This window comes from Pseudoalteromonas sp. UBA2102, from assembly GCF_002331165.1.
In the GTDB taxonomy this organism is placed as follows: Bacteria; Pseudomonadota; Gammaproteobacteria; order Enterobacterales; family Alteromonadaceae; genus Pseudoalteromonas; species Pseudoalteromonas atlantica.
On the sequence record NZ_DCYU01000048.1, the window covers coordinates 1 to 15135 of the forward strand.

Sequence of the window (15135 nt, forward strand, 5' to 3'; positions counted from 1 at the left end):
TATATAAAAACACCGTATGAATTTGTGTATGCAAATAATATTACCCATGCGTTTCAATTTGTAGAAACAGGCAATGCCGCTAAAGGCTTGGTCGCGTTATCTACGTTAAAGTCGGCGTATCGCAAAACTAAAAATAAAAAATATTTAAATTACACGCTTATCGAACCTGAAAAATACCCTGAAATAACGCAGCAAGGCGTTATCATAAGCGCTACTAAGCATTTAACGGCAGCTAAACAATTTATGGCTTTTTTAAATGCCCCCTCAACCGCAAAAACATTATTAGAGCTTGGTTATAAAGCAAAGGAAAGTGATGTTAGCAAGTGATGTAACAGCGCTGTGGCTTACAATTAAACTTGCCTTTATAACGGCTGCTATTTTGTTGATTATATGCATTCCGCTTGCATGGCAGCTAGCCAGTTATAAAGGTAAGTTAAAGCCTATATTAGAAGCACTTATAGCAATGCCTTTGGTGCTGCCGCCTACGCTAATGGGCTTTTATTTATTGGTATTGTTTTCACCTACTCATGCATTTGGCCAGTTTTGGTTTTGGCTCACGGGTACGCAGCTCGCGTTTAGTTTTCAAGGGGTGGTTATTGGTTCGTTATTTTACTCTCTCCCTTTTGTGATGCAGCCGTTACTGGCGGGCTTTAAACAAATAAATACTACTTACAATCAAGCTGCTATTGCCTTAGGGATCAGTCCATTTAAGCGTTTTATGTATTTAACGTTACCGCTATTAAAGCCAAGCATAGGCAGTGCCTTTGCACTGGGCTTTGCCCATACATTGGGAGAATTTGGTTTAGTACTAATGATTGGTGGCAATATACAAGGCGAAACACAAGTGGTGTCTATTGCATTGTACGACCATGTAGAGTCGCTTAATTATGGGGCAGCGCACCAATTGTCGTTGGTATTACTAGCAATCTCGTTTGCGTGTTTAGTGTTGTTGTTTAAATTTAATAAAACCGTGATAAACGGAGCTGCTAATCGTGCTTAAAATACAATGCCATCAACGTTTGGACGATTTTGAATTACATGTTGATTTAGCTATAAATCAATTTGATATTTTAGGGGTGTTTGGCCCTTCGGGCTCTGGCAAATCGAGCTTATTACAGGCGATAGCAGGGCTTACGACAGCGCAAAATGTGTGTATAAATAATCATAATATTACCCATTTAAAGCCAGATAAACGCCTACTTACTTTACAGCTGCAGTCGTGCCCGTTATTTCCACATTTAAATGTAATGGGTAATTTACTGTTTACTCACAAGCATTGTAAAAATAAAAGTAATAACCTAACGCCTGATCAGGTAATTGATTTATTAGCACTAAACCCATTACTAAATCGTGATGTGTCGGGGCTTTCGGGCGGGGAGCGCCAGCGCGTAATTTTTGCAAGAACACTACTAAGTGGGCAATCTGTTGTTTTACTTGATGAGCCATTTAGCGCCTTAGATTGGTCAACGCGTTTTACTATGTTGGGGGCTGTTCAACAACTAAATAAATCCCATGGTATTAAATTTATTATTGTCAGCCACTCTTTAAAAGAGCTACTTTATTGCAGCGATACATTACTTCATATAGCGAAAGGCAACGTGTTCCAGTGCGGTGCAACACAAAAAGTGGTGCAAAGTATTTATACAAATAAGAGCCAAACGCCACTCAGTATACTTAGTTATAGTAAGCCTGAATTTAATGAGGCTTTTGGTCTTTACCAGCTTACTCTTAGTAATAGCCAGCAGCATTTATATGCAGTGCCTTCGCTGGTAAAACAAAACCATAAGTTAATTATAGAAAGCAGCCAAATAACCTACAGCAAAGTAAAACCAATTAACGAGAGCTGTGCAAACGTACTAATAGGTATGCTTGAAAATGCCCAGCAGCTTGATGAGCAATGGCTACTTACAGTTAACGTAGATACGCAATTACTGTATTGCGCGGTGTCTAAAAGGCAATGGCAGCAAAGTGCTGTAAGCCTAGGCGAGCAGATTTATTTAACAATAAATAACCTAGAAACGCTAAATTAGGCTCTAAAAAGCAGTCATGTATTTACCATGTACTAAATTAAGCACTGCAAACAGGGCAGTGCTTATTTTTAACAATGTTAAAACGGTTAAACTCCATACTCAAACCATCTACAAGTAATAGCTGCTCGGTGAGTTTACTAGGCAGTCCTGCAATAATTTTAAGTGCTTCAGTCGCTTGAATACTACCAATAAGCCCCACAATAGGAGAGAGCACGCCTGACTCTGAACAGCTTTGAGTTTGTTCGCCAAAGAGCTGTGACACACACCCGTAACAATGGCTATTAGGCGCCATTGTAAAGCAAGCTACTTGTCCCTCTAACCTTATAGCAGAGCCCGAAACCAAGGGCGTACGGGTGTTATAGCAGGCGCTGTTGAGTAAATTACGTGTTGCTAAGTTATCAGTGCAGTCAATAACTACATCTACTTTGCTAAGTAATTGTTCAAGCTGCGAGTTTTCATTTAAAAATTCATCAATAGTGTGGATCTCTATTTCATCATTTAACTGAGTTAACTGTTTTTTTGCACTGTGGGTTTTTAAGCACCCAACATCACTTTGTTTATAGAGCACCTGCCTTTGCAAGTTAGTTGCATCAACCACATCGTTATCTACAAGCGTTAACGTACCTACGCCCGATGCCGCTAAGTACTGCGTAACTGGGCAGCCTAATCCACCTAACCCCACAATAAGAGCATGACTTTGCCATATTTTTTCTTGTCCATCTATATCTAGCTGAGGAAGCATAATATGGCGAGAATAGCGTAATTGCTGCTGATACGTTAAAGGGGGTTTTTGCATTAATGAGTTCTCATAATTTTTTTTAACAATACCAATTAGTTAAAACCTAGAGCAAGTAAAGCTTAAAAATTCTTTGCACTGTTTACGCCCAACAAAGCTGCTTAAATAGTGCAAAGCGAAATAAATATTAATTCCCAAAAATATAAGTAACTGAAAAACCTACCTATTAATTGTTGGCTTAGTAATTGCTGAAAGCGGTTAACGTTAATTTAACAATCGTCGCAGTGTTATTACTACCAAAGTCGTACTCACTGCTTAAAATAATAATCGTTACAAGGAAAAAAACATGCAACCGAGTTCTGGGTTTAATCTCATATCGTTTAGCGGAAAAATGAAAATACTACATTTAAGCTGGATGGTGTTTTTTATCTCTTTTTTTGTATGGTTTAACCATGCTCCATTATTAGGGGCAATAGCGGGCTCGCTAGGTATAACTATGGCACAGGTAAAAACGCTGCTCATTTTAAATGTGGCCTTAACCATTCCGGCGCGTGTTGTTGTTGGCATGCTGACAGATAAATTTGGCCCGCGTATTGTTTATGCCGCTTTACTTATTTTATGTAGCATACCGTGTTTTATGTTTGCTATGGCCACCACCTTTGAGCAAGCCGCTATCGCGCGTTTTGCACTAGGCTTTATTGGAGCAGGCTTTGTAGTGGGCATTCGTATGGTGAGCGAGTGGTTCCCGGCTAATGAGCTTGGTACAGCAGAAGGTATTTATGGAGGCTGGGGTAATTTTGGCTCCGCTGCCGCTGCCATGTTACTACCTGTATTAGCGCTTATGTTTGGCGGCGACGATGGCTGGCGCTATGCCGTTGGTTTAACAGGCGTACTTAGCGTTATTTTTGGTGTTATTTGGTACATAAACGTAACCGATACACCAAAAGGGGGGACGTACTTTAAGCCTAAAAAAGTAGGCGCAATGGAAGTAACCAGTAAAGGTGACTTTGTATTATTGCTTATTATGAAATTACCTATGTATGGCGCACTGGCTTTACTTACTTGGAAGTTGTCTCCTACAGGCGCTAATTTAATTTCTGCCAATTTTGTTTTAGCCGTTTATGCATTTTTAGTGCTGTTATACGCTTACGAGGTATATAAAACCTTTGATATAAACGGACATATCTTTAAACAACCCGTGCCAGAATCACACCGCTACGAATTTAAACAAGTAGCTGTACTTAATATTTTATATTTTACTACCTTTGGCTCAGAGCTGGCCGTTGTATCTATGTTGCCATTATTTTTTATGGAAGTGTTTGGCCTCGATATGGTGTACGCAGGTTTACTGGCCTCTGCTTATGCGTTTATGAATTTAGCCTCGCGCCCGGGTGGTGGTTGGATCTCAGATAGAATGGGTCGTCGTAAAACACTTATTGTTCTTACCTCAGGGTTAGCTGTAGGTTACTTTGTTATGGGCTTAGTTGACGCTAGCTGGCCACTTTGGCTTGCTGTAGCTGCTGCCATGGCGTGTTCGTTCTTTGTGCAAGCTGGTGAGGGAGCGGTTTTTGCTGCTGTGCCACTTATCAAACGCCGCTTAACAGGGCAAATTGCAGGTATGACAGGCGCTTACGGTAACGTTGGCGCGGTGGTGTATTTAACGGCGCTCTCATTAGTGGATTACCAAACTTTCTTTATGATTATTGCTGCCAGTGCATTGTTAGGTTTAGGGGCGTTATTTTTCATGAAAGAGCCAGATGGGCACATCACAGAAGTAAACGAAGATGGCTCTGTTGAACTTATTTCAGTGACTTAAGGCAGCGTTAACCATGTTTGATGAAACCCAACACGCTCAAGTTCGTAATAATACGCTAGATGTTTCTTTTGGTGGGCACAGTGCCGCGGGCATAAAAGATGAAAATCAAGATGCGTTTGCTGCTTTAAATACTGAGCACGAACAACAAGAAACAAAAGGCGCTATTGCGTGCTTAGCGGATGGGTGTTCATCGGCTAAAAATGCCAAACAAGCATCGCAGCTCAGTGTTACTCATTTTATAAATGAGTATTTAAATACACCCGACAGCTGGGCGGTCAAAAAATCGGTTTCTAAGGTTTTAGCTAGCTTAAATCAGTGGTTATATTCGCAATCAGTTAACTATAACCACTTAGGGCAACGCCAAGCTGATTGGATGACCACCTTTACGGCGCTTATATTAAAATCAGCTACGGGGTATATATTTCATTTAGGGGATACTCGCATTACGCGTTTACGCGATAATCAAATGGAAGCGATAACGCGGGATCATAAAGTAAACGATACGCTCACTCGTGCTTTAGGCGCGCAGTCACATCAAGAAATTGATGTTTACGAAGTTGACCTAAAAGCCGGCGATATTTACATACTGACTTGCGATGGTGTGCATGATGTATTGCCCTATAGTGAAATTGCCAACGAAATAAACGCCCATAACAACTTAGAGCAGGCAGCAAGTGCCATTACCTCACGCGCTATAGCACAAGGCAGTGATGATAATGTGAGTTGTTTATTAGTGAAGGTAAATAGCATTGCACAGCAAAATCTAGATGAGCTTTATCAATCGTTAACGCAGCGAAAAATACCACGCGCATTAGAAGTTGGCCAAATAATTGATGGTTATACGGTTATTCGTAAAATCAACGAAAGCAGCCGATCGCACATTTATTTGGTACAGCAAGCACCTGATGCACCTCCCGTTGTATTAAAGGCACCTTCGGTTAATTTTGAAGACGATATACACTACCTTCAAGGCTTTATACGCGAAGGGTGGGTAGGGCAACGTATTAATCATCCTAATGTAATGAAGGTTTTAAATACACAATCGCAAAGCCGTTTTTTATATCATATTTGCGAGTACATGGACGGACAAACCCTCAGTGACTATAAGCACGACGTCCCTTATTTAGAAATAGCTCAAGTGCGCAGTATTGTAGAGCAAATAGTGCATGCGCTAAGGGCATTTCAGCGATTAGATATGGTACATCGTGATTTAAAGCTCGATAACGTGATGATAGATGCTCACGGTAAAGTTACGTTAATTGATTACGGTACTGTAAGTGTTGCGGCTATGGATGAGTCGGTTAAGCAAATAGCCGATGACTGCCCGCAAGGGACTATAGATTATACGGCTCCTGAAACACTTATTTCGCTGCACGCCGATTTTAAAAGCGATATGTTTTCGCTTGGGGTGATTGCTTATGAGTTATTGTGCTCGAAGCTGCCTTATAAAACATTACCGGCAAGTCATACCCCTATTGATTACAGCCACTGGCAATACACAAGTATTCGCAAGTACCGAGCCGATATACCCTTTTGGTTAGATCAGGCTTTAATGAAAGCACTTGCGCCAAAACCAGAGCTCAGATACCACGCATTTTCTGAGTTTTTAACAGATATTAGTAAACCTAATCCACATTTACAGAGCTCAGCCAACAAAATTTCAATAATGAAACGCGATCCAGTATTACTCTGGAAGAGCATTTCGCTGTGTTTATTTATCATTTTATTGTGCGTGCTCATAATTAAAAACTAAGAGACCAACATGTTAAATTATAAAAATAACTTACCTATTATTTTAATGATAGGGTGCATTGCTGCGCCTTCAATTAGTGTTGCAGCGCAAACCGACCTTAATTTTAGGCTGCGTTATGAAAGTGCAGAGCAAGATAACGCACTAAAAGATGCCAGTAGCTTAACGCTGCGTACACGCCTTACTCATAAAACCGATGAAGTGAATAGCTTTTCTGCTTTATTAGAGGTCGAAGATAGCCGAAGCCTATTAGGTGTAGACGATTACAACAATACACTGGGTAAAAATACAAATTACTCAGTAATAGCCGACCCTGAAACCACAGAGATAGATCAGGCTTTTGTTAAATACGCAAAAGATGCTTTATCAATTAAAGTAGGTAGGCAAGTAATAGCGCTTGATGGACAGCGCTTTGTAGGCCACGTTGGCTTTAGGCAAGATAGGCAAACCTTTGATGCTGCAACAGTAAATTACACCTTTAATGATATTAACTTGCACTATAGCTACATAAGTAAGCGCAACCGTATATTTGCTGATAGCAAAGATATTGATGCATCCGATCATCTTATCAATGCAAGCTTTAAAACAAGCCTAGGTAAGGTGGTTTTATACAGCTATTTATTAAGTGACGATGCAATAGATAATGACAGCTTAGATACTTATGGTGTTTCTTTTAATGGTAATAAAACGCTCAGCGAGATTAAATTTTACTATAAAGCACAGTACGCCACGCAATCTGCATCAACGAGCATGAGTGATTTTGACGCTGATTATTATGCGTTTGAAGGCGGTATTGATTTAGGCGGTTTAGGCATTGAAACCGTTACATTAAAAGCCGGAATTGAGTCACTGGGTTCTGATAATGGCGATTATGGTTTTGCCACGCCGCTTGCCACAATGCATAAATTTAATGGCTGGGCCGATACGTTTTTAGCAACCCCAGCACAAGGGCTTGATGACACTTATGTAAGTTTAAATGGTAAAGCTTACGGCGGTAAATGGCTGTTTGCGTATCACAGCTTTGATGCCAACGATAGCGCCAATGGCGTTGATGATTTAGGCACAGAGCTAAACGTACAATACGTAAAGCCTATTAATAAAACCTATGCGGTAGGCGCAAAATATGCCGATTATTCAGCAGGCGATAGCGCTGCAGGCAAAGTCGATACCCAAAAACTGTGGGTATGGGTAAGCGCTAAATTTTAAGTATTTAACCTAAACCCTCGTTATTTAATTTAAAGCGTTACAAGTTGGTGCAATAGCGCCAGCTTGTGGTGCTTTCACTTCTTTTTCACTGTATTAAATTAGTTAAGTTGTTGAAATATATTGTTTATATATCTGGCTTGCATATTGCTATAACCAACACATAATAAATTATACATTTAAAGTACCCATCTAAAGTTAAGTGTATTTTAAATCAAACAGGTGATTTTAATGCCAAGCAAGCAGCGTGTTGTAGTTGTCGGAAATGGAATGGTTGGCCATCATTTTGTACAACAGCTAGTATCACAACAAGGTGATACTCAAAATATGGAGATTACCGTACTCAGCGGTGAAGACCGACTCGCTTATGACCGCGTACAGCTTTCGTCTTTTTTTAAAGGCAAAACCGAAGATGATTTAGCGCTTACCTGCAGTAAAACCTATCAAGATTGGCAAGTGTGCTTTCATACTCATTCTAAAGTGGTTGATATAAACCGCGATGCAAAAACAGTCACTACTGCAAAAGGCAAAACATTTGAATACGACAAGTTAATATTGGCTACCGGTTCATTTGCATTTGTACCACCCATTCCAGGAAAAGACCGTGAGCATTGCCTAGTTTACAGAACCATTAACGATTTACACGCCATAAAAAAATCTGCACATGCCAGCAAAGTGGGCGTAGTAATTGGCGGCGGTTTATTAGGGCTTGAAGCAGCCAACGCGTTAAAGCAGCTTGGCTTGCAAACCCATGTAATAGAATTTGCACCACAACTTATGGGCGTACAAATAGATGGTGCTGGTGGTCGATTGCTTAAAAATAAAATTACCGAGCTGGGCGTTACAGTGCATACATCAGTGGCGACAGAGCAAATTATAGAAGGTGAAAACAGCCGTTATAAAATGTGCTTTAAAGGGGGGCAAACCCTAGAAACAGACATGATTGTATTCTCGGCCGGCATTCGCCCATACGATAACCTAGCTCGTGAGTTTAATTTAGAAATAGGTGAGCGCGGCGGCATCGTAATAAACAACCATTGCCAAACGAGTGATAAAAACATATACGCCATAGGCGAATGCGCCCTTTGGAATAACTTTATTTTTGGCCTTGTAGCACCGGGCTACGCGATGGCAAAAGTAGCGGCGGGGCATGTTTTACAACAGTGGTCTTCAAACAAAGCTTTACACACTACCTCTAACAATTCCTCAAATAGTGCTGATGAATTTAGCGGTGCCGATATGAGCACCAAGCTTAAATTAATGGGTGTTGAAGTAGGCTCAATTGGTGATGCCCATGCACGCAGTGAAGGCGCAATTAGCTATTACTTTGAAGATCAACTAAGCGGTATTTACAAAAAAGCAGTCACTAATGAGCAAGGCAATAAGCTCATAGGTGCTGTACTGGTTGGCGATACAAGTGATTACGATAATTTATTGCAGTATCACTTAAATGGCATTGAGCTTAGTGTGCCCGCAGAGTCATTAATAATGCCGCTTGCAGGTGACGCGGGCGAGCTAAACGCTGATGATTTGCCACGTGATGCCATTATTTGTGCGTGCCACAAAGTGACAAAACACACAATTGAACAAGCGGTTATACAAGGTTGTAGCGATTTAAATAAAGTGCAGCAAGCCACTAAAGCAAGTACGGGTTGTGGAGGCTGTGAAAAACTAGTGCAAAGCGTTATTAGCAGTGCACTTGATAATAAAATAGCTACGCTAACCCCAGTAGATGAGCCAGTATCACAGAGCGCTTAACACAAAGAATAAGAGAGCAGTATGGAAACATTAAACACATGTTCAAACACACCTTTGCTTAAACAAACCACCTGCGCTTATTGTGGTGTAGGCTGTGGGGTTGATATTTCATTATTAAATAATACCCCAACAAAACTTGAAGGCACGCGCGAGCACCCCGCTAATTTTGGCCGTTTATGTGTTAAAGGCACGCACTTGCTTGACACCATCGGCACTGATAATCGCTTAACATCGCCCCTTATTGATAACGAACCCGCCAGCTGGGATACGGCAACTGATTACGTTGCCAAGAAATTTAACGCCATTATTAAAGAGCATGGACCGGAGTCGGTTGCGTTTTATGTATCGGGGCAGTTACTTACTGAAGATTACTACGTTGCCAATAAATTAATGAAAGGCTACATAGGCTCAGGCAATATAGATACAAACTCAAGGCTGTGTATGTCATCGGCGGTTGCCGGTTATAAACGTGCGTTTGGAGAGGACGTAGTACCATGTACCTACGACGATTTAGAGCAGACGGAGCTACTTATTTTAATTGGCTCAAATGCAGCGTGGACACATCCGGTGCTTTACCAGCGTATGGAGCGCGCAAAAAAGCTTAATCCAAACATGAAAGTAGTGGTTATCGACCCGCGAAAAACCGATACAGCCGAACTTGCCGATACCTTTTTAAATATAAAACCAGGCAGCGACGGGGCTCTTTATAACGGCTTACTTACTTATTTAAGTGAACATAACTATTTAGATACGCAATTTATAAACGCGCATACAAACGGCTTTGAAACAGCGCTTGCAGAGGCTAAAAAGTGGAGTATTAAAGCGGTCAGTGATTTTTGTGATATTGACGCGCAGCTAGTCAGTGACTTTTACGCCTTATTTGCACAAAGCCCAACCGCTATTAGTTTTTATTCAATGGGTATTAACCAATCAAGCTCAGGGGTTGATAAGTGTAATGCCATTATAAATGCGCATTTAGCGTCGGGTAAATTGTTAAAACCTGGATGTGGCCCGTTTTCTATAACTGGGCAGCCTAATGCTATGGGTGGGCGTGAAGTAGGGGGGTTGGCAAATCAATTAGCAGCACATTTAGACATTGAAAACGACGCACACCAACAGTTAGTGCAGCGTTTTTGGCAATCGCCAACAATAGCTAAAAAAGCAGGGTGTAATGCGATTGATATGTTTGATGAAATCGCCAAAGGGAAAATAAAAGCTATTTGGATAATGGCAACCAACCCTATGGTGAGCCTACCTAATAACGCAGCCATACAACATGCACTTGAGCAATGTGAGCTGGTGGTTGTGTCTGACTGTATTGCTAAAAGTGATACGCTAAAATTTGCTAATGTGGCGTTTCCATCTACTGGGTGGGGTGAAAAAAACGGCACAGTGACTAATTCAGAGCGAAGAATATCGAGGCAGCGCCCGCTAGTTGAGCCATTTTCGGGGGCTAAAAACGATTGGCAAATAATGTGTTTAGTTGCCCAAAAAATGGGTTTTGAAGGATTTGACTTTACAGACCCCAGTGGCATTTTTGAAGAATGGGCACAGCTGACTGATTTTGAAAATAACGGTGATAGGCTATTAAATTTATCAGCTTTAGTGGGGCTTTCGCAGCAGCAATACGATAACTTAAAACCGGTTATGTGGCCGGTACTAAAAAATGAGCCATATAAAAACGGGCAGGTTTTTGTTAATAATCAATTTAGCACCGCAGATAATAAAGCCAGCTTTATTCCTATAACGCCCAAACTTCCTGTGCAGCAAACATCAAGCGATTACCCGTTTTTAATGAACTCAGGGCGAATACGCGATCAGTGGCATACAATGAGCCGCACCGGAAAAAGTACAGCCCTTTCTACTCATATAACGCGCCCATATATTGAAATAAATCCCATAGATGCATGCAAATTAAACATAAAAGCAAACGACTTAATAACCGCCAATGCTAAAACTGGGCAAGTGACGGCTCATGCAAAAGTGACAGAGGCCGTGCGAAAAGGCGAATGTTTTATGCCTATTCACTGGAACAAGCAATTTGCCTCATCCGCTACGGTAAGTGGGCTCTATCAATCGGTTGTTGACCCTATTTCGGGCCAAGCTGAGTGTAAGCATGGTGCTGTTGATTTAGTTAAAGTGCAGTTTGCTCAGTACATGCAAATTTTTAGCAAAACAGAGCTTAAAATAACCAGTGATTTTTGGCTTAAAGTTAACGCAAGTAATTGTGTTAACTATCAGTTAGCACTCAAGGAGCCGCAAAATGATTTGCTTTATTATTGCCAAACACTGACAGGGTTACAAGGGCAGTGGTCGGCAATGGGCAGTGCAAAAGCAATGCATGTTCAATGTATTAAAAACGAGCAGTTAGTGTTTGTTGCGGTTATTTCGTCGGCTCAAAAAGACATATCACTTGAGTGGATAAATCACTTATTTGCAGAGCCTTTAATAACCTTTAGCCAATTACAGTCATTGTTGTATGCCACGCCTGATGAAGAATTTACTCAAGGCGCACAAGTATGTAGTTGCTTTAAAGTACGTGAACAACCCATTATAAACGCCATTAAAAGTGGTGAAAATACAGTAGAACAATTGGGGTCTAAACTAAAATGCGGCACTAACTGTGGGTCGTGTAAAACCCAGTTAAGCCAATTAATAAAGCAGCATACTGCGCAAAACGCTAACAGTATTGATGTTGCAGTTGAAATGTAAATAAACAAGGAAGCATATGCTTAATGATCAATTTGGTCGGCAGTTTAACTATTTGCGCCTCTCAATTACCGATGTGTGTAATTTTAGTTGCACCTATTGTTTACCAAATGGGTATCAGTGCGATACCCCACGTAACTTTTTAAATAAAAATGAAATAAACACCTTAGTAAATGCATTTGCTTCACTTGGCACAAAAAAAGTGCGCATTACGGGCGGTGAGCCGTGTTTACGCAGTGACGTAACCGATATTATAAAGCAGTGTAAAAACACCCCAGGCATAGAAAAAGTCGCCATAACAACCAATGGTTTTAACTTATTTAATAAAATTGATGAGTTTTACAGTGCTGGCCTAGATGCGCTAAACATTAGTATAGATAGCTTAAACCCGAGTATGTTTAAATTAATTACAGGACACGACAAGCTAACCCATATTTTAAAAGGGATAGACCGGGCAATTGAGCTGGGCATAAAAGATATAAAAATAAATGCAGTGCTGGCTAAGCAATTTAATAAAAACCAATTAAATGATTTTTTAGACTGGGTAAAACATAAAAAAGTAACGGTACGCTTTATTGAATTAATGGAAACAGGTAATGGTGCCACCTTTTTTGAACAAAACCATTTAAGCGGGCTAAGTGTTAAAACACAGCTTTTAGCACAAGGTTGGTTACAGGTAGTAAGAGGTAAATTAAACGGACCTGCAGAGGAGTTTTGTCATCCCGATTTTGAGGGGCGCATTGGCTTAATTATGCCTTACAGTAAAGATTTTTGTAAAAGCTGTAACCGATTAAGAGTATCGTCATTAGGCAAATTACATTTGTGCTTGTTTGCCGAGCAGGGAATGGATTTACGTCCGCATTTAAATGCGCAAGATACGCCAGCCACTGTAAACGCTATTCAAGCGGCAATGGGCAACAAAACCATTAGCCATGAGCTTGATAAGCGCTTAACGGGCGCCACAACCCATTTAGCAATGTTGGGCGGCTAAAATGAGTAATAAAGCCGTGTTTACGGGGGTTGTACTCGCTGGTGGGCAATCATCCAGAATGGGCAGCGATAAAGCAATTCTCATTTTAAAAAATAAAACATTACTGCAAAATGCATGTGAATTATTAACAGCAGCAGGAGCAAGTGATGTACTTATAAGCCGTAATGTACAAAGTGCTACTGCGCAATACATTGCAGATATATACCCAGGTTCTGGCCCACTTGGCGGGATTTATTCAACTTTAATGGCGACAGAGCAGGATATACTTGTAACCGCTGTTGATATGCCATTGCTTACTTGCACGTTGTTATCGCAAATTGCATCAGCAGCAAGCGATAATCCCCACTTTCAAACAAATCAGCCACAAATACATGCGTGGCACTTTGAAAATGAACCGTTACCCCTGTATATTCGTAACACCCAAAGCGTTAAACGTCATTTAAAACAATTACTCATAAACGTAAATAGTCATAAATCAATTAAACAGTTTACCCGTAGTATTGGTGTGCAAACGTTAAAATGTAATAAAGCGCATGCACTTGTTAATACCAATACACCGGCGCAATTTAAAGCTGTTAACGAGCAATTTGACCAACACAAACCTAATTTATTGAGAAGAACCCTATGAGCCACACAACTGAGTCACAAATCGCACTAAACATTGCCGTAATGACAGTAAGCGACACACGCGATGAAATTACGGATACTTCAGGCCATTATTTAATTAAAGCCCTTACTGAAGCAGGCCATCACTTAGCGGATAATGACATAGTTAAAGATGATGTTTACCAAATGCGAGCAGTTGCATCGCAGTGGATTGCCGATGACACCATTCACGCTATTTTAGTAACCGGTGGTACGGGCTTTACCGAGCGCGACTCAACACCAGAGGCATTTGCACCGCTGTTTGATAAAAGTGTAGATGGGTTTGGAGAGCTATTTAGACATATTTCGTACGGCGAAATTGGTAACTCAACTATTCAATCGCGTGCGTTGGCGGGCCTTGCCAATAACACCGTTATTTTTTGTATGCCTGGCTCTACGGGCGCATGTAAAACAGCCTGGACAGGTATTATAAAAGATCAGTTAGACTCAATGCACAAGCCATGTAACTTTGCACCGCATATTACTATTGGTAAAAAATGCGAATCGCGAGAGCAATAATATGCTGAGCCACGTAGACGAAAATGGCCAAGCAAACATGGTTGATGTATCGCTAAAAGAGGTCACTCTGCGCGATGCATCTGCCGAGGCCTACATTAAAATGAGCAAACAGGCTTTTGAGCAAGTGTTGCTTAATCAAAATAAAAAAGGTGACGTGCTAGGCGTAGCCCGAATTGCGGGTATTCAGGGCGCTAAAAAGTGCGCCGATTTAATTCCGCTTTGTCACCCGCTAGCACTGAGTAAAGTAGCCGTTGATTTTGAACTTGATGAAGAAAATAGCCAAATTAAAGTCACTAGCTACTGTAAATTGGCGGGTAAAACGGGCGTTGAAATGGAAGCGCTCACCGCTGTATCTGTGGCGGCCCTTACATTATTTGATATGTGTAAAGCCGCCGATCCGCTTATGGAAATACACGGTATGCGTGTAACGCAAAAAGCAGGAGGCAAGCATGGTAGCTGGCAGCGTGACTAATTTAAATGATACTGATGCAGCTGCAGGGCATGTAAACGTACTGTTTTTTGGCCAACTAAAAGAGCGCCTAAAGTGCGATAAGTTAACCGTTGATATAGCGCATACCCTTAGCATTAAAGCGTTTAAACACATGCTGGTTGAGCAAAACCCACATTGGCAGGCATGGCTTGAAGAGCGTGATGTATTGTGTGCGCTTAATCAAACTATGTCATCAAGCGATGAGCTTGTAAAAGCAGGGGATGAACTTGCTTTTTTCCCACCAGTGACAGGTGGCTAATGAGTATAAGCATTAACGTACAAACGCAGGATTTTTCAGTAGGCGAGCAACATGACGCACTTTGCAGTAATAACAAAAGTGATGGTGCCGTAGTGACGTTTACAGGGCTTGTGCGAGAATTTAGCAGCGGCGATAACGTAATCGCCCTTGAGCTTGAACACTACCCAGGGATGACTGAGCAACTACTGCAATCTATAGCCGAGCAAGCGCAAACACGCTGGCAACTTGC

15 protein-coding genes are annotated in these 15135 nt (G+C 41.1%); 14 read left to right on the forward strand and 1 reads right to left on the reverse strand.

Annotated elements, in window-relative coordinates:
• The 3 genes from B2R65_RS05815 to B2R65_RS05825 all read left to right on the forward strand — a co-directional run.
• On the forward strand, window positions 1–327 hold a 327-nt coding region (locus B2R65_RS05815; protein WP_286741588.1), incomplete at its 5' end, for a substrate-binding domain-containing protein.
• Window positions 314–1000: a molybdate ABC transporter permease subunit gene (gene modB / locus B2R65_RS05820; RefSeq protein WP_004587743.1), complete on the forward strand. Its 687-nt coding sequence runs from the start codon at window positions 314–316 to the stop codon at window positions 998–1000. The genes B2R65_RS05815 and modB, both read left to right, overlap by 14 nt.
• Window positions 993–2030 carry an ATP-binding cassette domain-containing protein gene (locus B2R65_RS05825; RefSeq protein WP_286741590.1) on the forward strand — a complete coding sequence of 346 codons (1038 nt, stop codon included), beginning with the start codon at window positions 993–995 and terminating at the stop codon, window positions 2028–2030. The genes modB and B2R65_RS05825 overlap by 8 nt, the downstream gene beginning before the upstream one ends.
• Before the next feature lie 37 nt (window positions 2031–2067).
• Here the strand turns inward: B2R65_RS05825 and B2R65_RS05830 are convergent, their stop codons facing one another.
• Window positions 2068–2826 carry a HesA/MoeB/ThiF family protein gene (locus B2R65_RS05830; protein WP_286741592.1) on the reverse strand — a complete coding sequence of 253 codons (759 nt, stop codon included), beginning with the start codon at window positions 2824–2826 and terminating at the stop codon, window positions 2068–2070.
• Window positions 2827–3112: 286 nt separating this feature from the next.
• On the opposite strand from B2R65_RS05830, the gene B2R65_RS05835 reads away from it, so the two are divergent.
• The 11 genes from B2R65_RS05835 to B2R65_RS05885 form a co-directional block, all read left to right on the forward strand.
• On the forward strand, window positions 3113–4582 hold the full coding sequence (locus B2R65_RS05835) for a NarK family nitrate/nitrite MFS transporter (RefSeq protein WP_096041872.1): 1470 nt from the start codon (window positions 3113–3115) through the stop codon (window positions 4580–4582).
• Window positions 4583–4595: 13 nt separating this feature from the next.
• Window positions 4596–6335: a bifunctional protein-serine/threonine kinase/phosphatase gene (locus tag B2R65_RS05840; RefSeq protein WP_286741595.1), complete on the forward strand. Its 1740-nt coding sequence runs from the start codon at window positions 4596–4598 to the stop codon at window positions 6333–6335.
• Window positions 6336–6344: 9 nt separating this feature from the next.
• Window positions 6345–7538: an alginate export family protein gene (locus tag B2R65_RS05845; RefSeq protein ID WP_286741597.1), complete on the forward strand. Its 1194-nt coding sequence runs from the start codon at window positions 6345–6347 to the stop codon at window positions 7536–7538.
• Window positions 7539–7766: 228 nt separating this feature from the next.
• Complete coding sequence (locus B2R65_RS05850; protein ID WP_286741599.1) at window positions 7767–9293, forward strand: FAD-dependent oxidoreductase; 1527 nt, start codon at window positions 7767–7769, stop codon at window positions 9291–9293.
• Between the two features lie 21 nt (window positions 9294–9314).
• A complete protein-coding gene (locus B2R65_RS05855; RefSeq protein ID WP_286741601.1) occupies window positions 9315–12005 on the forward strand; it encodes a nitrate reductase in 2691 nt (896 codons plus the stop codon).
• A 16-nt stretch (window positions 12006–12021) separates the two neighbouring features.
• A complete protein-coding gene (gene moaA, locus B2R65_RS05860; protein WP_286741603.1) occupies window positions 12022–12993 on the forward strand; it encodes a GTP 3',8-cyclase MoaA in 972 nt (323 codons plus the stop codon).
• Window position 12994: 1 nt separating this feature from the next.
• The gene (locus B2R65_RS05865) at window positions 12995–13621 is read left to right on the forward strand and encodes a molybdenum cofactor guanylyltransferase (protein ID WP_286741605.1); all 627 of its coding nucleotides are present in this window, start codon (window positions 12995–12997) and stop codon (window positions 13619–13621) included.
• A complete protein-coding gene (gene moaB, locus B2R65_RS05870) occupies window positions 13618–14157 on the forward strand; it encodes a molybdenum cofactor biosynthesis protein B (RefSeq protein ID WP_286741607.1) in 540 nt (179 codons plus the stop codon). The genes B2R65_RS05865 and moaB overlap by 4 nt, the downstream gene beginning before the upstream one ends.
• A 1-nt stretch (window position 14158) precedes the next feature.
• A complete protein-coding gene (gene moaC, locus B2R65_RS05875; protein WP_286741609.1) occupies window positions 14159–14629 on the forward strand; it encodes a cyclic pyranopterin monophosphate synthase MoaC in 471 nt (156 codons plus the stop codon).
• Window positions 14607–14906: a MoaD/ThiS family protein gene (locus B2R65_RS05880; protein ID WP_138578242.1), complete on the forward strand. Its 300-nt coding sequence runs from the start codon at window positions 14607–14609 to the stop codon at window positions 14904–14906. The genes moaC and B2R65_RS05880 overlap by 23 nt, the downstream gene beginning before the upstream one ends.
• The coding region (locus B2R65_RS05885) for a molybdenum cofactor biosynthesis protein MoaE (protein WP_286741612.1) at window positions 14906–15135 on the forward strand (230 nt) is incomplete at its 3' end. The genes B2R65_RS05880 and B2R65_RS05885, both read left to right, overlap by 1 nt.